General features: G+C 61.7%; 15 protein-coding genes and 1 pseudogene. 9 read left to right on the plus strand and 7 right to left on the minus strand.

Annotated features, from left to right (window positions below; all coding sequences use genetic code 11):
- The first annotated feature begins 80 nt into the window (after positions 1 to 80).
- The gene (gene dacB / locus AB5I78_RS05700; RefSeq protein ID WP_369300929.1) at positions 81 to 1,532 is read left to right on the plus strand and encodes a D-alanyl-D-alanine carboxypeptidase/D-alanyl-D-alanine-endopeptidase; all 1,452 of its coding nucleotides are present in this window, start codon (positions 81 to 83) and stop codon (positions 1,530 to 1,532) included.
- Position 1,533: 1 nt separating this feature from the next.
- Here dacB and AB5I78_RS05705 read toward each other — a convergent pair whose 3' ends face one another.
- Positions 1,534 to 2,313, minus strand: a complete 780-nt coding sequence (locus AB5I78_RS05705) for an IclR family transcriptional regulator (RefSeq protein ID WP_242194558.1) — start codon at positions 2,311 to 2,313, stop codon at positions 1,534 to 1,536.
- A 121-nt stretch (positions 2,314 to 2,434) separates the two neighbouring features.
- Between AB5I78_RS05705 and hmgA the strand changes: the two genes are divergently transcribed.
- The 4 genes from hmgA (at position 2,435) to AB5I78_RS05725 (ending at position 7,172) form a co-directional block, all read left to right on the plus strand.
- Positions 2,435 to 3,718 (plus strand): homogentisate 1,2-dioxygenase, encoded by a 1,284-nt coding sequence (hmgA, locus tag AB5I78_RS05710; protein ID WP_369300928.1) that lies wholly within the window; start codon positions 2,435 to 2,437, stop codon positions 3,716 to 3,718.
- 3 nt (positions 3,719 to 3,721) lie between these two features.
- Positions 3,722 to 5,008 (plus strand): fumarylacetoacetase, encoded by a 1,287-nt coding sequence (gene fahA / locus AB5I78_RS05715; protein WP_369300926.1) that lies wholly within the window; start codon positions 3,722 to 3,724, stop codon positions 5,006 to 5,008.
- Positions 5,009 to 5,020: 12 nt separating this feature from the next.
- On the plus strand, positions 5,021 to 5,665 hold the full coding sequence (gene maiA / locus AB5I78_RS05720) for a maleylacetoacetate isomerase (protein ID WP_242194552.1): 645 nt from the start codon (positions 5,021 to 5,023) through the stop codon (positions 5,663 to 5,665).
- Positions 5,666 to 5,801: 136 nt separating this feature from the next.
- Positions 5,802 to 7,172, plus strand: coding sequence for an MFS transporter (locus AB5I78_RS05725; RefSeq protein ID WP_369300924.1), 1,371 nt, complete (start codon positions 5,802 to 5,804; stop codon positions 7,170 to 7,172).
- 220 nt (positions 7,173 to 7,392) lie between these two features.
- Here the strand turns inward: AB5I78_RS05725 and AB5I78_RS05730 are convergent, their stop codons facing one another.
- Entirely contained in the window at positions 7,393 to 8,196 is an 804-nt protein-coding gene (locus tag AB5I78_RS05730) for a SirB1 family protein (protein WP_369300922.1), read from the minus strand.
- 187 nt (positions 8,197 to 8,383) lie between these two features.
- Between AB5I78_RS05730 and AB5I78_RS05735 the strand changes: the two genes are divergently transcribed.
- Positions 8,384 to 9,403, plus strand: a complete 1,020-nt coding sequence (locus AB5I78_RS05735; protein WP_145161336.1) for a Glu/Leu/Phe/Val dehydrogenase dimerization domain-containing protein — start codon at positions 8,384 to 8,386, stop codon at positions 9,401 to 9,403.
- A gap of 54 nt (positions 9,404 to 9,457) precedes the next feature.
- Here the strand turns inward: AB5I78_RS05735 and AB5I78_RS05740 are convergent, their stop codons facing one another.
- Positions 9,458 to 9,718 (minus strand): YebG family protein, encoded by a 261-nt coding sequence (locus AB5I78_RS05740; protein WP_016974596.1) that lies wholly within the window; start codon positions 9,716 to 9,718, stop codon positions 9,458 to 9,460.
- A 302-nt stretch (positions 9,719 to 10,020) separates the two neighbouring features.
- Between AB5I78_RS05740 and AB5I78_RS05745 the strand changes: the two genes are divergently transcribed.
- Positions 10,021 to 10,509: a phosphate-starvation-inducible protein PsiE gene (locus AB5I78_RS05745; protein ID WP_106579492.1), complete on the plus strand. Its 489-nt coding sequence runs from the start codon at positions 10,021 to 10,023 to the stop codon at positions 10,507 to 10,509.
- Here AB5I78_RS05745 and AB5I78_RS05750 read toward each other — a convergent pair.
- From AB5I78_RS05750 to AB5I78_RS05760, 3 genes and pseudogenes are all read right to left on the minus strand, one after another.
- Positions 10,506 to 10,820 carry a DUF3509 domain-containing protein gene (locus tag AB5I78_RS05750; RefSeq protein ID WP_242194545.1) on the minus strand — a complete coding sequence of 105 codons (315 nt, stop codon included), beginning with the start codon at positions 10,818 to 10,820 and terminating at the stop codon, positions 10,506 to 10,508. The two genes, AB5I78_RS05745 and AB5I78_RS05750, sit on opposite strands and share 4 nt — an antisense overlap.
- Before the next feature lie 300 nt (positions 10,821 to 11,120).
- A pseudogene (locus AB5I78_RS05755) lies at positions 11,121 to 12,406 on the minus strand (serine/threonine transporter).
- A 62-nt stretch (positions 12,407 to 12,468) separates the two neighbouring features.
- Entirely contained in the window at positions 12,469 to 13,845 is a 1,377-nt protein-coding gene (locus AB5I78_RS05760; protein WP_145161343.1) for an L-serine ammonia-lyase, read from the minus strand.
- 137 nt (positions 13,846 to 13,982) lie between these two features.
- On the opposite strand from AB5I78_RS05760, the gene AB5I78_RS05765 reads away from it, so the two are divergent.
- Positions 13,983 to 14,930, plus strand: coding sequence for a LysR substrate-binding domain-containing protein (locus AB5I78_RS05765; protein ID WP_145161345.1), 948 nt, complete (start codon positions 13,983 to 13,985; stop codon positions 14,928 to 14,930).
- 213 nt (positions 14,931 to 15,143) lie between these two features.
- A complete protein-coding gene (locus AB5I78_RS05770) occupies positions 15,144 to 15,554 on the plus strand; it encodes an HPF/RaiA family ribosome-associated protein (RefSeq protein ID WP_106579487.1) in 411 nt (136 codons plus the stop codon).
- A 58-nt stretch (positions 15,555 to 15,612) separates the two neighbouring features.
- Here the strand turns inward: AB5I78_RS05770 and AB5I78_RS05775 are convergent, their stop codons facing one another.
- Complete coding sequence (locus AB5I78_RS05775; RefSeq protein ID WP_369300918.1) at positions 15,613 to 17,124, minus strand: MFS transporter; 1,512 nt, start codon at positions 17,122 to 17,124, stop codon at positions 15,613 to 15,615.
- Positions 17,125 to 17,135 lie beyond the last annotated feature (11 nt).

Raw genomic sequence — 17,135 nt, forward strand, 5'->3', positions numbered from 1 at the left:
TGGTGGCGAGCCCGCTCGCCACAACGGCATTGAGCTGGTAGCGTTGCCGCCACTGAAGACTTCGCGGGAAAACGCTACTGATGCACTTGGGCAGATGGATACACACCAGCGCGATGCTGGTCGGCTTGAGCTTTTTACTGGGCGGCTGCGCGAGTGTTTCGCAGACTTCCAACTCCCTTGATCAACTGCTGGCCGACCCGACGCTGCACGGCGCCACGGTTTCGCTGACGGTGCGTGACGCGCGCAGTGGCGCCACGCTTTATCAGCACAATCCGCGCACGCGTCTGGTCCCCGCGTCCAATCTCAAGCTGCTGACCACGGCAGCGGCGATGGACGTGCTGGGCCCGCAATACCGGTTCTCCACGCAACTGCTGAGCAATGGCATACGCCAGGGCGATCGCCTGACTGGCAACTTGTACCTGCGAGGCCTCGGCGACCCGACGATTCAGTTCGCCGACTACCAGGCGCTGGCCGCGCAACTGGCCAGCCAGGGCGTGCGCCAAGTGCAGGGCGACATCGTGTTCGACGACACCTGGTTTGACGCCGAGCGGCTCGGTGTCGATTGGTCCCACGATGATGAAACCACCTACTATGGCGCGCAGGTTTCGGCGCTGACCGTGTCACCCAATGCGGATTTTGATGCGGGCAGCGTGCTGGTCACGGCCAAGGCCCCAGCGCGTGTCGGCCAGCCAGTGAGCGTCGAGATCTTCCCGCCCACCGATTACCTGCAATTGAGCAACCGCGCGGTCAGTGGGCCGGGCAACACCTACGGGATCAACCGCCGCCATGGCACCAACCTGTTGCAGCTCAGCGGTGCGGTGGCGCCGGGCAGGCAGAGCCCGCAACTGATCAGCGTGTGGGAGCCGACGCAACTGGTGGCCAATCTGTTTGAACAGGCCCTCAAACAGCAGGGCATTACCGTGCTTGGGCGTCGAGTGGTGGGGGCTGCAACCCCTGCCGGCGTGACCGTGCTGGCCGAGCATCAATCGGCGCCGTTGCAGGAGTTGATCACGCCGCTGCTCAAACTTTCGAACAACAACATGTCTGAAGCCTTGCTCAAGGCCATGGGCCGTCAGACCGCCAATAGCGGCACGGCGGCGGCGGGTGTGGTGGCAGTCGCCGATTTCCTCAAGCGTCAGGGCCTGGATACCGCGGCGCTGCACCAAGTCGACGGCTCCGGGCTGTCGCGGCAGAACCTGGTGTCGTCGCAAACCCTCACCGACCTGCTGCTGGCCGCGCGCAAACAGCCGTGGTTCAACGCCTGGTACAACGCGCTGCCGATTGCCGGCAACACTGACCGCATGACCGGCGGCAGCCTGAGCTATCGCTTGCGCGGCACGCCGGCTGAAAACAACCTGCATGCCAAAACCGGCTCCATGGGCGGCGTCTCGTCATTAAGCGGCTACATCACCGACGCCCATGGGCGCACGTTGGTGTTCTCGATGTTGAGCAATAACTACGTGGTGGCCGGCGCGCAGGTCAAGGCGCTGGAGAACCGCGTGGCCGTGGCCCTGTCACGCTGGGACGATTGATTCAGGGCTGATAGCCCATCCGCCAACTCACGGCCCGGGTCGCCGCCAGCAAGCGCTGCGCCGCCGGGCCATCTTCATCGGCGTGGAACAGTGAGGTCGGGCCGACCACGGTCATCACGGCCGCCACCTGGCCGACCGCGTTGAATACCGGCGCCGACAACGCGTCGACGCCGGGCATCAGCAAGCCGTGCACAAAGTGCAGGCCACGGCTGCGGATCTGCTCGCAGGCGGTGGCGTAAGCCTGATCGTCCGCCAAGGCATGGGCGACACCGGCCTGAATCTCGCGCTCGCGCAATTCCACGGTTTCCCGCGACGGCAGGTAAGCGCTGAACACCAGCCCGGTGGACGAGCTGAGCAGCGGCAACACCGAACCCAGCTGCGTCACCACCGTGATCGCGCGCACTGCCGGCTCGATGTGCACCACGGTCGCGCCCTGGTTGCCCCACACCGCCAGAAAGCAGGTTTCATTCAACTCATCGCGCAGTTCCGCCAGGGGCAGGGCGCCGACTTTCAGCACATCCATGCTGCCCAGCGCGGCCAGCCCCACGCGCAACGCCTCGCGACCCAGGCCGTAGTGGTTGGTGGCGGTGTTCTGTTCAGCAAAGCCCGAGGCGATCAACGCCTGTAAATAGCGGTGGACCTTGCTCGCCGGCATCTGCACATGCTCGGCCAGTCGCGACAGCGACGTGGCCGGCGACAGTTCGGCGAGGGCCTTGAGAATATCGGTGCCCACTTCGGCCGAGCGGACTTTCTGTTTACCGGTGTCGCGGGGCTTTTCCATGGAGGAGCGAGAATCCGAAAGGGGGAATGGGCGTCTTTATAGCTTGACGGTCGACAGTGATCAAATTACGTTATGCGTAACTGGATTACGATAAAAACAACTTCCGCTCAGAGGATGCTCCATGAACCTCGAATACCAATCGGGCTTTGGCAATCAATTCGCCAGTGAAGCCCTGCCTGGCGCGCTGCCCGTCGGCCAGAACTCCCCGCAAAAAGCCCCGTACGGCCTGTACACCGAACTGTTCTCCGGCACAGCCTTTACCATGGCGCGCAGCGAAGCCCGTCGCACCTGGCTGTACCGCATTCAGCCGTCGGCCAATCACCCGGCGTTCGTCAAGCTTGAGCGACAACTGGCCGGTGGGCCGTTGGGCGCAGTGACGCCCAACCGCTTGCGCTGGAACCCTCTGGATATTCCGAGTGAGCCCACCGATTTCATCGACGGCCTGGTGGGCATGGTTGCCAACGCCGGGTCGCAACAGCCGTCTGGCATCAGCATCTACACCTACCGCGCCAATCGCTCGATGGAGCGCGTGTTCTTCAACGCCGACGGTGAACTGTTGATCGTCCCCGAGCAGGGACGCCTGCGCATCGCCAGCGAATTGGGCGTGCTGGACGTGGAGCCGCTGGAAATTGTCGTACTGCCGCGTGGCCTGAAATTTCGCGTCGAACTGCTGGACGCGCACGCACGCGGCTACATCGCAGAAAACCACGGCGCGCCGCTGCGCCTGCCGGACCTTGGCCCGATCGGCAGCAACGGCCTGGCCAACCCGCGTGACTTCCTCGCGCCGGTTGCCCACTACGAAGACCTCAAAAAGCCGACAACGCTGGTGCAGAAATTTCTCGGCGAACTGTGGGCCTGCGAACTCGATCACTCACCGCTCAACGTGGTCGCCTGGCACGGCAATAACGTGCCGTACAAATACGACCTGCGCCGTTTCAACACCATGGGTACCGTGAGCTTCGATCATCCGGACCCGTCGATTTTCACCGTATTGACCTCGCCCACCAGCGTGCACGGCCTGGCCAACCTCGACTTCGTTATCTTCCCGCCGCGCTGGATGGTGGCCGAGAACACCTTCCGGCCGCCGTGGTTCCACCGCAACCTGATGAACGAATACATGGGCCTGATCCAGGGCGCCTACGACGCCAAGGCCGAAGGCTTCCTGCCCGGCGGTGCCTCGCTGCACAGCTGCATGAGCGCCCACGGCCCGGACGGTGAAACCTGCACCAGGGCGATCAATGTCGAGCTGGCGCCGCACAAGATCGATAACACCATGGCCTTCATGTTCGAGACCAGCCAAGTGCTGCGCCCCACACAGTTCGCCCTGGAATGCTCGCAACTGCAACCCGCTTACGACGCGTGCTGGGCCTCACTGCCTGCCACCTTCAACCCGAACCGGAGATAACCCATGACTCAACCAACGCTAGCCCGCAGCTGGGTGGCCTCCGCCAACGGTCACCAGGACTTTCCCCTGCAGAACCTGCCGCTGGGCGTGTTCAGTATCAACGGCTCGGCACCGCGCAGCGGCGTGGCGATTGGCGACTGCATTCTCGACCTGCACGCGGCCCTGGATGAGTTTGACGGCGAAGCCCGCCGCGCGGTGGAGGCGACTGTCGGCGGCCAGTTGAATGCGTTTTTCGAGCTTGGCCGTGGCCCGCGTTTGGCCTTGCGCGAACGCCTGCTGGAACTGCTTGCCGAAGGCAGCAAACTGCAAACCCGTGAGGCGCAAGTGCTGCACTTGGCCGCTGATTGCCAGATGCACTTGCCGGCAAAAATCAGTGACTACACCGACTTCTACGTCGGCATCGAACACGCGCAGAACGTCGGCAAGCTGTTCCGTCCCGACAATCCTCTGCTGCCCAACTACAAATACGTGCCGATCGGTTATCACGGCCGTGCCTCGACCATTCGCCCGTCCGGCACCGAGGTGCGCCGCCCTAAAGGCCAGACGCTGCCGGCCGGCCAGACCGAGCCAACGTTTGGCCCTTGCGCGCGCCTGGATTACGAACTGGAACTGGGCATCTGGATCGGCCAGGGCAATGCCATGGGCGACGCGATCGCGATTGGCGATGCGGCCGAGCATATCGCCGGTTTCTGCCTGCTCAATGACTGGTCGGCGCGCGACATCCAGGCCTGGGAATACCAGCCACTGGGCCCGTTCCTGTCGAAAAGTTTCATCACCAGCATTTCGCCCTGGGTGGTGACGGCCGAAGCATTGGAGCCGTTCCGCAAAGCCCAGCCGGCACGCCCCGAGGGCGATCCGCAACCGCTGCCGTACCTGCTGGATAAGCGTGACCAGGCCGCAGGCGGTTTCGACATTGAGTTGGAAGTGCTGCTGACCACCGCCGCGATGCGCGAGCAAAACCTGCCGGCCCATCGCCTGACCCTGAGCAACACCCAGCACATGTACTGGACCGTGGCGCAGATGGTTGCGCACCACAGCGTCAACGGTTGCCAATTGCAGGCCGGTGATCTGTTTGGTTCGGGCACCTTGTCTGGCCCGCAGCCGGGGCAGTTCGGCAGCCTGCTGGAGATTACCGAAGGCGGTAAAAAGCCGATTGAACTGGCCTCGGGCGAGGTCCGTAAGTTCCTCGAAGACGGCGACGAAATCATCCTGCGCGCGCGTTGCAGCCGCGAAGGGTTTGCCTCCATCGGGTTCGGCGAATGCCGTGGCACCGTCGTCGCGGCGCGTTAAGAGGGCAGGGCGATGGAACTCTACACTTACTACCGCTCCACCTCGTCATACCGCGTGCGTATCGCCCTGGCGCTCAAGGGGCTGGACGTCACCGCGGTGCCGGTCAACTTGCTGGTACCGCCGGGCGGTGCCAATCGCCAGCCGGACTACCTGGCGATCAACCCGCAGGGCCGCGTGCCGGCGTTGCGTACGGACGAAGGTGATCTGTTGATTCAGTCGCCGGCAATCATCGAGTACCTGGAGGAGCGTTATCCACAGGCGCCGCTGCTTTCCAAAGACCTGGCCACGCGCGCCCATGAGCGCGCAGTGGCGTCCATCATCGGCTGCGATATTCACCCGCTGCACAACTCCAGTACCCAGAACCTGTTGCGCAAGTGGGGGCACGACGAGGCGCAATTGCTGGAGTGGATCGGGCATTGGATCAGCCAGGGCCTGGGCGCGGTGGAGCAGCTGATTGGCGATAAAGGCTTTTGCTTTGGCGAACAGCCGGGGATGGCGGATGCGTTTCTGATTCCGCAGTTGTATGCGGCGGAGCGTTTCAAAGTGCCGCTGGCGGCGTACCCGCGCATTGCGCGCGTGGCGGCGTTGGCGGCGCAGCATCCGGCATTTGTGCAGGCGCACCCGGCTAACCAACCCGACACCCCGGACACACCCTAAATCAATGTGGGAGCGGGCTTGCCTGCGATAGCGCAGTGTCAGCCAGTGATGGCGCACATGACAGGCCGTCATCGCAGGCAAGCCAGCTCCCACAGTTGATCAGCGTTACCCTTATAAAAATAATAGGTACCTTGCGATGCACAATCAGATTGCCAGCTTTCGTGCGGCACTCGACGCCCGTCCGGTGTCGCGCTATCAGTGGTTGATCCTCGTGTTGCTGGCGTTGCTGCTGGTCACCGATGGCTACGATGCCCAGGTACTGGGTTATGTGGTGCCGGCATTGGCCAAGGATTGGGGCCTGGAAAAAGCCGCGTTCGGCCCGGTGTTCAGCGCCAACCTGCTGGGCCTGACGCTCGGCTCGCTGTTGGTGACGCCATTGGCCGACCGCTTCGGCGTGCGCCGCATCCTGCTCGGCTGTGTGCTGATCTACGCCAGTCTCACGGTGCTGATGGTGTTTGCCAATTCCCTGACCACGTTGATGGCCGCGCGGTTTATCTGCGGCATCGGCATGGGCGGCGCGATGCCGAGTGCCATGGCGCTGATGTCGGACTATTCGCCCCCGCGTATGCGCACCTTGATGGTGACGCTGGCCGCGTGTGGCTTTTCGTTTGGCGGCGCAGCCGGTGGTTTTGTCGCCGCCGGGTTTATCGAAGGCTACGGCTGGCAGGCGGTGTTCCTGGCGGGCGGCGTGACGCCGTTGCTGCTGTTTCCTTTCCTGATGTGGCTGTTGCCGGAATCCCTGCCGCGTCTGTTACGCGATGCACCGCCGTATGCGCGCTTGCGTAAAGTCACCGCGCGCATGCTGCCGGGGTGGCAACCGCCGCTGGCGAGTGAAGCGCAGAACCTTCAGGATCAGGGCAGCAAGCTGACGGTGGTGGAGCTGTTTCGCAACGGTTACGCGCGCCCGACGGTGCTGATCTGGGCAACCTTTTTCGTCAGCCTGATCCTGCTGTATTTCATGATCAGCTGGTTGCCGTCGTTGCTGCTGGAAAGCGGCCTGCAATTGAAGCAAGCCAATCTGGTGACCTCGATGTTCCTGTTTGCCGGCACCTTGGGCGCCATCGGCATGGCTTGGTTTGCCGATCGCTTGAAGAGCAAAGTGCGGCTGTTGTCCGGCGTGTTGGCCGCCGCTGCGGTGTGCACCATCCTGCTCGGCCTGAATCACGATAACCCGCGTTATCTGGTGGCCTGTGTGTTTGCGGCCGGGTTCTGCATCATCGGTGGGCAACTGACCCTCAATGCCTTCGCCAGCAATTTCTACCCGGCACACGTGCGCGCCACGGGCACCGGCTGGGCATTGGGCGTGGGGCGATTCGGGTCAATTCTGGGGCCGCTGTTTGGCAGCATGCTGTTGGCCATGCATATTCCGGTGCAGCAGATTTTCTTCTTCTGCGCGATTCCGGCGGTGATTGCAGCGCTGTTGATCATTCAGGTGCGTTCGCCTGGATCAGCTGCGGCGAAGGGGCCACTCCACAGCGATATTCTCAAAGCACCGGCCAAGCACTGATGGTGTTGGCTTGGCAGACTTTGTAGCGAGCTGGCGTGTTGTGCCGAGCGGGTTTGGCGTGGCGAGCGGGCTTGCCCCGCGTTGGGCTGCGAAGCGGCCCCAAAAACCTGCCACTGCGGTTTGTCTGGAGAAATGCGGTGACTGTATTGGGGCTGCTGCGCAGCCCAACGCGGGGCAAGCCCGCTCGCCACGATAAGCCATACAGCCCGGAATAACCCGTTCAATGCACCACTGAATTGGGCGGCAAGTGCCCCAGCCGCTCTGTCAGGCGCAGGCGCTGGATCGGGTCTTCGCTGAGCAACAACGCGTGCTCCAGGTCGAAGCGTTCGGCGCTGGGGCAATCCAGGCGCTGGTACAGGCTGGCCCGGGCCAGGTAATCGGCGGCACTGGCATTGCCCAATTCCAGCACGCGCTCGGCGTCGATCAACGCGGCCAGCGGGTTGTCGTTGGAGAGATGCAGTTGGCGCAGGTTGCGTGACAGCCGTTGCAGGATCGAGCGCGGCTCGGCGGTGAGCAAGTGGTCGGCCTGTAACTTGAGGTTCGGGCCGTACTGGCGGTGCAGCAACTCACGGCAATCATTGGGGTACAGACGCCGCCCGCCGCATGGGTCCAGCAGGTGATCGGCACCGGGCACGCGCAGCAGGAAATGCCCCGGGAAATTCACACCGACCATCGGAATGTCCAGGCGCCGAGCCATCTCCAGTGCGATCAAGCCCATCGCCAACGGCTGCCCGCGTTTACGCTGCAGCACCTTGTCGAGAAGGGCCGCGGCGGGGCGCAGTGGGGTGAAGTCATCCTGAGCGAAGCCCAGGTCATTCATGCGCCGCAGCAGCGGCTGGCCGAGTTCATCCGCCGGCAACAAGGGCATGCCCACGCTGACCTGTTGTTGCAGCAGCATCAGCGCTTGCAGGATCAGCAGCGGCTGTACGGCCGGGTCGTGTTCGGCAGCAATCCACAGCGCGGCTTCAAACAGCGCTGGGGGTGAACGGTCCAGGCAGGCGAAAAAGGCTGTGCGGGGATTCATTGCGTTCTCCGGCGGATGCCCCCGTTTTAGCCTTGCTGCGAATTTTCGTCCAGTGACTTAAGAAATATCCGGCCTGCTTATGTCGCGGGATCTGTGAATTGAGTCGGCTTATTCCAGCGCACTTCGGCAGTTTCCTACCGTCAGCCTATACTTGGGCCTCTACCAGAAGTGATCCGGGAGCTTGACGATGTTTGCTCTCATGCACAGCACCCGCCTTGAATCGCTGCACCTGAGCGTCGATCCGGTGACCGGGCTGAAGGCGATCATAGCCATTCACAACAGCCGCCTGGGCCCTGCCTTGGGCGGTTGTCGCTACCTGTCTTACCCCGACGATGAAAGTGCCGTGGCCGATGCCGCGCGCTTGGCCCAAGGCATGAGCTACAAGGCCGCCCTGGCCGGTTTGCCGGTGGGCGGCGGCACGGCAGTCATCATCCGCCCCGTACATGTGGAAAGCCGCGCAGCGTTGTTCGAAGCGTTTGGCCGCTGCATCGAAAAGCTCGACGGCCGCTTCATCACCTCCATCGACAGCGGCACTTCGGTGGCGGACATGGATTGCATCGCCCAGCACACCCGCTTCGTCACCAGCACCACTGCCGCGGGCGACCCGGCGCCGCATGCGGCCATGGGCGTGTTCACCGGCATCCGCGCCGCCGCCATGGCCCGGCTGGGCAGCGACAACCTGGAAGGTTTGCGCGTGGCCGTCCAGGGCCTGGGCAATGTCGGTTACGCCCTGGCCGAGCAACTGCACGCGGCCGGCGCCGAACTGCTGGTCAGCGATATCGATAACGGCAAGGTGCAACTGGCGATGGAGCAGCTCGGCGCGCACCCCATCGCCAATGACGCCTTGCTCAGCACGCCGTGCGACATTCTCGCGCCTTGCGGCGTCGGCGCCGTGTTCAATCGACACAGCGTCGGCCAGCTTCGCTGCGCCGCCGTGGCGGGTTCGGCCAGCGCGCAGCTGACCACCTTGGACATCGCCGATCAGTTGGAAGGGCGCGGCATCCTATACGCGCCGGACTACGTGATCAATTCCGGCGGCCTGATCTATGTTGCCCTCAAACATAGTGGTGCCGAGTTGCCGGGCATCACCGCGCACCTGGCGAACATCGGCACGCGCCTGACGGAAATCTTCGCCCACGCCCAAGCCGAAAAACGCTCGCCTGCCCGGGTGGCAGATGAGCTGGCCGAACGCTTGCTGTACCCATAATCGGGCATTAAAAAGGCCCTGAATCAATGATTCAGGGCCTGTTCAATTCGGGCTTTATTCTGCCGTTGGGTTCAGCAACTCGGACAATGCGTCCGGTTGGCTCTTGAACGCCTTGGCAAATACATCGCGGTTCTTCGCCATGTAGATCCCGGCTTCTTCCACCTGCTGCTCGCTCAGGGACGGCACGGCTTTTTGCAACACTTCTGCCAGCAACTCAGCGAGTTCAAGCATTTTGTCATGACGGTCAGCTTCGGCTTTATCCATGAACAAACGCTCCAGATCTCGGCTGCTGCGGTATACCACTTCGACGGCCATTCACCACCTCACATGCCTTCACGATAGTTGTCTTTTGCGACTACTGTATTTATATACAGCGAAAAGGGTAAGCCAAACCGCGGGGTTTGGGTAGCAGTTTTTTAATGTAGTCGGGAAATAGGCATTGAGCACTGCAGGAAGGCGCACGGATTTGAGGTTAGCGACTTACCTGTGACGACCTTGTGCCTCATATCACGCGGCCACCATCTCAACCCTTAGTGTCTGGCCTTTTTTCTGCATGCAGAACAACCGTCACGTCCAACCCGCATTATCCGGTCGAGCCGACCTAAGGAAGCATCATCGTGAAAATCAACTGGGCCGAAAAACTGCGCCAGAACGTCCATGGGCTGGCTGAGTCGTTGGGTAATTTGTTTGTCGAGACATTCCACTACCTGGCGCTGTTCGCCATTGGTGCGGTGACCGCGTGGGCGGCGGTGATGGAATTTCTGGGGATGCTGGAAACCGGGCACATCAAGATCGATGACATTTTGCTGCTGTTCATCTACCTGGAATTGGGTGCGATGGTCGGGATTTATTTCAAGACCAACCACATGCCGGTGCGCTTTTTGATCTACGTGGCAATCACCGCGCTGACGCGCCTGCTGATCTCCAACGTCTCCCACCACAACCCGCCGGACATCGGCATCATCTACCTGTGCGGCGGGATTCTGCTGCTGGCGTTCTCGATCCTGGTGGTGCGCTACGCCTCGTCGGCGTTTCCTTCGGTGAAGGTTGAAGGCCCGCGTCGCAAAGGCGAGGCGAGCCTGGAAACCGAGAAGGGCGAGCTTTAAAGCCCGACGCTGAAGGGCAGGGCGCGAGCGGGCGGTTGCTGCAGTACTTTATGGTCGCCGTCCGTCATCACCGTCAGAATCTCCATGGCGCTGTGGCCCTGCTCGATGGCGATGCCGAACTGAATGCTTTGCACCAGCCGTTTGAGCCGTTGCGGGTCGTTGCGCTGTTCGGCGCTGATCATGCGTTTGGCGACCACGCCATCCTCGTTCGAGAGGGTGAGCATGATGCTGCCATCCAGCCGTTGGATGCTCAGGTTGACGCGGTATTTGGGCGTAAAGGTGTCGGTGATGATCTGAAAAGGATTGTCCATGGTGCGTTACCGCCTGATAAGAACATGCAGTCATTGACGACCGGCGTCTGGATTAGTTCGCGTTGCCTGACTACCGGCCACTCCGTCGCTGAGGTTTTCACAAGGTCCGTTTTCCTCAAGAGCTGTACAGCAAGGGGCGTGCCGTACAGCGATCTTCGCGCCAGTGAAGTCTGAATGTGCGAGCGGGCTTGCTCGCGAAAGCGGTGTATCAGCCAATAGATACTCGGCTGAAAGACTGCATTCGCGGGCAAGCCCGCTCCCACATTTGTTTTGTGCTGTGCTTGAGGTCAGTGGGCTATTTCAGGGCAATACCGAGAAAACGATCGCAGACAGCGCAATCAGACCGATCACCACCACAAACACATTCGACAGCTGGCCCGAATACTGGCGCAGAGACGGCACGCGTCGGATCGCGTACATCGGCATCAGGAACAGCAGGCACGCGATGATTGGCCCGCCCAGGGTTTCGATCATGCCCAAAATGCTTGGGTTGAACGTGGCCACGGCCAGCAGGTGAGCACCATGAACAGCGCGGTGCAGCGTTCCAGCCCTTTGGACGACATCGCGCGGTTACGCCCGCGCAGGGATTTGACGATCAAGCCCTGGAAACCTTCGCTGGCACCGATGTAATGGCCCAGGAAAGATTTGGTAATAGCCACCAACGCGATCAACGGCGCGGCGTAGGCGATTACCGGGGTCTGGAAGTGGTTGGCCAGGTACGACAGGATCGAAATGTTCTGCGCCTTGGCAGCCGCCAAGTCAGCCGGCGACAGGGCCAGCACGCAACTGAAGCAGAAGAACATTACGGTCAGCACCATCATGCCGTGCGCAGTGGCGAGTATGCCGCTGCTCTTGCGCTCGGCCTGGGCGCCGTACACGCGCTTTTGGTCGACGGCGAACGCGGAGATGATCGGCGAGTGGTTGAAGGAAAACACCATCACCGGGATTGCCAGCCACAGCGTTTTGAAGAAAACCGGCAGCGGCATGCCTTCGCTGGCGGAGGCGAAGAACGCGCCGTTCCAGTTGGGGATCAGGCTCACGGCCAGCAACAGCAGGGCAGCGACGAAGGGGTACACCAGCACGCTCATGGCCTTGACGATCACGCCCTGGCCGCAGCGCACGATGGCCATCAGGCCGAGGATCAGCACCAGCGAGAGGATCGCCCGAGGCGGCGGGGCCATGTGCAGTTGGTGTTCCATGAAGCTGCTCAGGGTGTTGGTCAGCGCCACGCTGTACACCAGCAAAATCGGGAAGATGGCGAAGAAGTAAAGCAAGGTGATCAGCTTGCCGGCACCGACGCCGAAGTGTTCTTCGACCACGTCAGTGATGTCGCCGGATTTGCCTGACAGCACAAAGCGCGTCAGCCCACGGTGAGCGAAGAAGGTCATCGGAAAAGCCAGCAGCGCCAGCACGATCAGCGGCCAGAAGCCGCCGACGCCTGCATTGATCGGCAGAAACAAGGTGCCCGCGCCGATGGCCGTGCCGTAGAGGCCGAGCATCCAGGTGGTGTCGTGTTTGGTCCAGCCGGTGGTCACGGTTTTTTCTGAAACAGGGTTTTCAGCAGCAGGTGTACGTACATCGGTCATCGATATTGCCTCGTTATTATTTTTGCGCGGGCTCACGTTCAGGACGGGTTGCAGTGCTCCGGTCAGCACTCCACCCAGCTGACCGCCAGGCCGCCCCGTGAAGTTTCTTTGTATTTGTCATGCATGTCGGCGCCGGTGTCGCGCATGGTGCGGATCACCCGGTCGAGGGAAATGAAGTGTTTGCCGTCACCGCGCAGGGCCATTTGCGTGGCGTTGATCGCCTTGACCGCGGCGATGGCATTGCGCTCGATGCACGGCACTTGCACCAGGCCGCCGACCGGGTCGCAGGTCAGGCCGAGGTTGTGTTCCAGGCCGATTTCGGCGGCGTTTTCCAACTGCTCCGGGGTGGCGCCGAGGATATCGGCCAGGCCTGCAGCGGCCATTGCGCAGGCGGAACCCACTTCGCCCTGGCAGCCGACTTCGGCACCGGAGATCGAGGCGTTTTTCTTGCAGAGGATGCCGACGGCAGCGGCAGCCAGGAAGAAATTGACTACATCGTCATCAGACGCGTCGGCGTTGAACTTCATGTAGTAATGCAGCACCGCCGGGATGATCCCCGCCGCGCCATTGGTTGGCGCAGTGACCATGCGCCCGCCGGCGGCGTTTTCTTCGTTGACGGCGAGGGCAAACAGGTTGACCCATTCCATCGCCGACAATGTTGAGGTGATGACATTCGGCTTGCCGATTTCCAGCAGGCTGCGGTGCAATTTCGCCGCGCGGCGTGGCACGTCCAGGCCACCCGGCAAGATGCCTTCATCGCGCAGGCCTTGCTCCACGCATTCGCGCATGACTGACCAGATGTGCAGCAGGCCGCTGCGGATGTCTTCATCGCTGCGCCACGCGCGTTCGTTGGCCATCATCAGCTCGGAAACCCGCAGACCGTGCTTGTTGCACAAGGCCAGTAGTTCGACGGCGCTGGAAAAGTCGTAGGGCAATTCAACATTGCTGGTCGGCGCTATGCCGGAAGCGGCTTCGGCCGCTTCGATGATGAAACCACCGCCGACCGAGTAATAGGTCTGTTCGCTCAGTAGGCCGTTGTCGCCATAGGCGTGCAGGGACATGGCATTGGGGTGGTAGGGCAGGCTTTCGTCCAGGAGCAGGAGGTCGGTGTGCCAGTTGAAGGCAATTTCCTGCGTGCCTGCGAGCAACAGTTGGCCGCTTTCGCGCAATTGCTGGATACGCGCGTTGATCGACGTCGGGTCGACTTTGTCTGGCCATTCGCCCATCAAGCCCATCACGCAGGCGCGGTCGGTGGCGTGGCCGACACCGGTGGCAGACAGCGAACCATACAGGCGCACCTCGACACGGCGCGTTTCGCTCAGCAATTGTTGGTCGGTGAGGGTCTGGGCAAAGGTCGCCGCCGCCCGCATCGGGCCCACGGTATGGGAGCTGGAAGGGCCGATGCCCACCTTGAATAGATCGAAAACGCTGATAGCCATGCTAAAGCCTTACAAGTAATGGAGTAGGAATCGCTGCCATGTTTTGTAGGACAAGCGGAATTGGCGCGATACTGAGCCTCTGGAACGGCAGTGACCAACGAATTATCCTAAGACACCCTTTAGCAGGACTAAACCCTATGACCCGGCCCCTTCATGGCCAGACCTATGTCTGGTTGCACGTTTTTTCCTGTGCTGCGCGGCATTTGTCGTTCACCCGTTGCGCCGAAGAACTGCACATCACACCGGGGGCGGTGAGTCAGCAAATCCGCCAGCTGGAGGAGCGTTTGGGGTTTCGCCTGTTTCATCGACGCGCGCGCGGCGTAGAACTGAGCGCCGAGGGGCAGCGGCTGGCGGCGACGGTGGGCGAGGCCTACGGCAGCATCGATGCCGAGTTGCAGCGGCTGGACGCGGGAATGATCAGCGGCACCTTGCGCTTGCGCTCCATTCCGTCCTTTCTCGGTAAGTGGCTGACCCCGCGTTTGCCGCGTCTGCAGCAACGGTTTCCGGATATTCAGCTGCGCTTGGTCGCGGAAGACAGCAGCGTCGCCCTGCATGAGGGCGATTTCGACTTGGCCATCGACTTGAACGACGGCAGCTATCCCGGGCTGTTATCCACAGCCTTGCTCGATGAGCAGATTTTCCCGGTGTGCGCACCCAGCTTGTTGCGCGGGCGTCCGCCGTTGCATGGCCCGGCCGACCTTGTGCATTTTCCGCTGTTGCACGACATCACCGCCTGGCGTGGGAGTTATGAATACGCTGAGTGGGAGTTTTACCTGAATGCCATCGGCTACCACCACGCCGACGTACGGCGCGGGCACACCTTCAACCGCAATCACCTGACCATCGAGGCCGCCATTGCCGGCATGGGCGTGGCGATTGCGCGGCGCACCTTGCTCAACGACGAGCTGGAACGTGGCACCTTGATCGTGCCGTTCGGTCTCGCGGTGCCGAACCACAAACGCTACGTGCTGCTGTATGCGCCGGGCGCGCTGAGCCATCCGGGCGTACGCGCGGTGCATGACTGGCTGGTGGAGGAAGCGGGGATTTTTCGCGGATTGCACCCGTTGGGAGAGGGGCAATTGTAGGGTTGGCTAAGCGTAAGAAGATGTAACTAACTTCCCACCCTAACAGCGTTTTTGCTTGTCGTCAGGCTTAATTTGTAATGTGGAATTTATCTTTGCAAAGGGGTTGAATTGTTCTTCTGAGTGCTCAATTGTGTAAACAAGAGGTCATGGTTTCACCACCCCGGTGTTGCAGTTTGTGACCTCCTGCGAGCTAGCTGAAATAAGGGAAGAACTATGCAAATCCAAGTCAATAGCGATAACCATATTGAAAGCAGCATCCGACTGGAGGAGTGGGTACGTACTACCATTGAGAGCACGCTCGAACGTTACGAAGAAGACCTGACCCGCGTCGAGGTCTACCTCAAAGACGAAAATGGCGACAAGCCCGGTCCCCACGATTTGAGTTGCCGCCTGGAAGCACGGCCAAAGGGCCATCAACCACTGTCGGTATTGCACAAGGCCGACACCCTGGAACAGGCAATCGATGGCGCAGCTACCAAGCTTGAGCACGCGCTGGAGCATCTGTACGGAAAATTACGCGGCAAACCACGCGCCGCCGGGCAAGCTCTGCCTGATACCAAGGCCGATGAGGCCGAACTCGAAGAGGAATTTCTGGAAAACGAACAGGCTGCGCTTAACGGCTGATAGCTGAGTGTTTTTTCAATCCAATCAAACGGGCCTGCATCTGCAGGCCCGTTTTCGTTTAGCTGCCGCGTCGAAAGAAATACCTGCTTAGCATTGCCAACCCGCCAGCGCCAAGGCCTGCAAAGAGCATCGCCCAACCGGCGCCGTGGCGCAGGGCCGCCTGGGCATCTGCGGGTGCGAGCATCGGCGTGTCCAACTTGCCTGCGGCGATGTTCTGGCTGATCGCGGGCCAATCCAGGACCGTGGTATCGGGCAACAGGCCAGAGAGGTGATGACCGATGCCGAGCAACAGCACCAGGCCCATCAGTGCGATGTTAAGTGCCAGCGTGATCAGTCGCGCGCTCAGGTCAATGCCCGAGGCCATGCCCGCGCGGTCGGCCGAGACGGAGCCGGTGGTGGTGTTGGTGGTTGGTGAGTTGGTCAGTGCCAGCCCCATGCCGGCCGTCACGCAGCTGAAAAGCACGAGTACGACGCTCGGATGTTCGGCTCCATTGGCCGCCGCCATCCCCATAAAGCCTGCACCCATCAGGCCCAGGCCCAACGGAATGATGCGGTCGGCGCCATAGCGCAGGGCCAGGCGTTCAGCCAGCGGCGGCACCAGCAAGGTGGGCAAGGTGTAGGCGAGCAGGGCGCCGCCGGTGGTCATGGTGTCGTAGCCCAGGCCCGCCTGGAAGTAGAGCGGCAGGTAGATCATGAACGGCCAGAAGCTGAAGTTCATGCCAATCGAACCCATCAAGGCGCCGTTGAAACGCTGAATACGAAACACCGAGAAATCGAACATCGGGTGAGCGCTGCGGCGCTCGACAGCGATGAACAGCAGCAGCGCCATCAGCGACAAGCCCGCCCAGCCCAGCATGGCCGCTGAGCCGAAGCCGTGCTCGCTGCCCTGAGTGATGAAGTAGACCAGGGCGAACACCGACAGTGTCAGGGTCAGCATGCCCGCAATATCCAGACGATGGCCGGCCGGGTCGCGCGACTCCTGCACGCTGATGCGCAGCAGCACCAAGGTCAACAAGGTCAGTGGCGCATGGACCAGGAACACCCAGCGCCAGTCCGCGACTGCCAGAATCAACGCCCCCACCATCGGCCCGAAGCCAAGGCCCACGCCCGCGATCACGCCCCAAATCGCGAAGGCACGCGCCCGCGTCGTTGGTTCACGGAACTGGTGCGAAAGAATCGCGAACTGGCAGATCATCATCGCGCCCGCGCCCACGCCCTGAACAAAACGCGCTGCGATCAGCGTAGGCGCATCGTTCGCCAGGCCACATGCCAGCGAGGCCAAGCCAAACAGCCATAAGCACAGCACCAGCATGCGCCGCCGGCCAAAGCGATCAGCCAGTGTGCCGGCTGCCATCAACACGCTGGTACAGGCCAGGGTGTAAGCATTCATGATCCACTGGGCATCCTGAAAACCTGTGCCCAGCTGCTGTTCCAGGGTCGGGAGGATCACCGGCACGCTGGAGATTTCCAGGCCGAACATCAGGGCGACGAGGCAGACGGCGGTGAGGGCAAGGCTATCTCTGGCGGTGCGCGGGGCGCTGACGGCCGATACAGCGGCGGCGGGCGGCATGGGGTGTTCCT

Origin of the sequence: Pseudomonas sp. N2-3-1-14 (assembly GCF_041228395.1) — a bacterium.
Taxonomy (GTDB): Bacteria; Pseudomonadota; Gammaproteobacteria; order Pseudomonadales; family Pseudomonadaceae; genus Aquipseudomonas.

Coding starts and splice junctions, on each gene's coding strand:
- dacB (WP_369300929.1), top strand. CDS start 81: ATGCACTTGGGCAGATGGATACACACCAGCGCGATGCTGGTCGGCTTG.
- AB5I78_RS05705 (WP_242194558.1), bottom strand. CDS start 2,313: ATGGAAAAGCCCCGCGACACCGGTAAACAGAAAGTCCGCTCGGCCGAA.
- hmgA (WP_369300928.1), top strand. CDS start 2,435: ATGAACCTCGAATACCAATCGGGCTTTGGCAATCAATTCGCCAGTGAA.
- fahA (WP_369300926.1), top strand. CDS start 3,722: ATGACTCAACCAACGCTAGCCCGCAGCTGGGTGGCCTCCGCCAACGGT.
- maiA (WP_242194552.1), top strand. CDS start 5,021: ATGGAACTCTACACTTACTACCGCTCCACCTCGTCATACCGCGTGCGT.
- AB5I78_RS05725 (WP_369300924.1), top strand. CDS start 5,802: ATGCACAATCAGATTGCCAGCTTTCGTGCGGCACTCGACGCCCGTCCG.
- AB5I78_RS05730 (WP_369300922.1), bottom strand. CDS start 8,196: ATGAATCCCCGCACAGCCTTTTTCGCCTGCCTGGACCGTTCACCCCCA.
- AB5I78_RS05735 (WP_145161336.1), top strand. CDS start 8,384: ATGTTTGCTCTCATGCACAGCACCCGCCTTGAATCGCTGCACCTGAGC.
- AB5I78_RS05740 (WP_016974596.1), bottom strand. CDS start 9,718: ATGGCCGTCGAAGTGGTATACCGCAGCAGCCGAGATCTGGAGCGTTTG.
- AB5I78_RS05750 (WP_242194545.1), bottom strand. CDS start 10,820: ATGGACAATCCTTTTCAGATCATCACCGACACCTTTACGCCCAAATAC.
- AB5I78_RS05760 (WP_145161343.1), bottom strand. CDS start 13,845: ATGGCTATCAGCGTTTTCGATCTATTCAAGGTGGGCATCGGCCCTTCC.
- AB5I78_RS05765 (WP_145161345.1), top strand. CDS start 13,983: ATGACCCGGCCCCTTCATGGCCAGACCTATGTCTGGTTGCACGTTTTT.
- AB5I78_RS05770 (WP_106579487.1), top strand. CDS start 15,144: ATGCAAATCCAAGTCAATAGCGATAACCATATTGAAAGCAGCATCCGA.
- AB5I78_RS05775 (WP_369300918.1), bottom strand. CDS start 17,124: ATGCCGCCCGCCGCCGCTGTATCGGCCGTCAGCGCCCCGCGCACCGCC.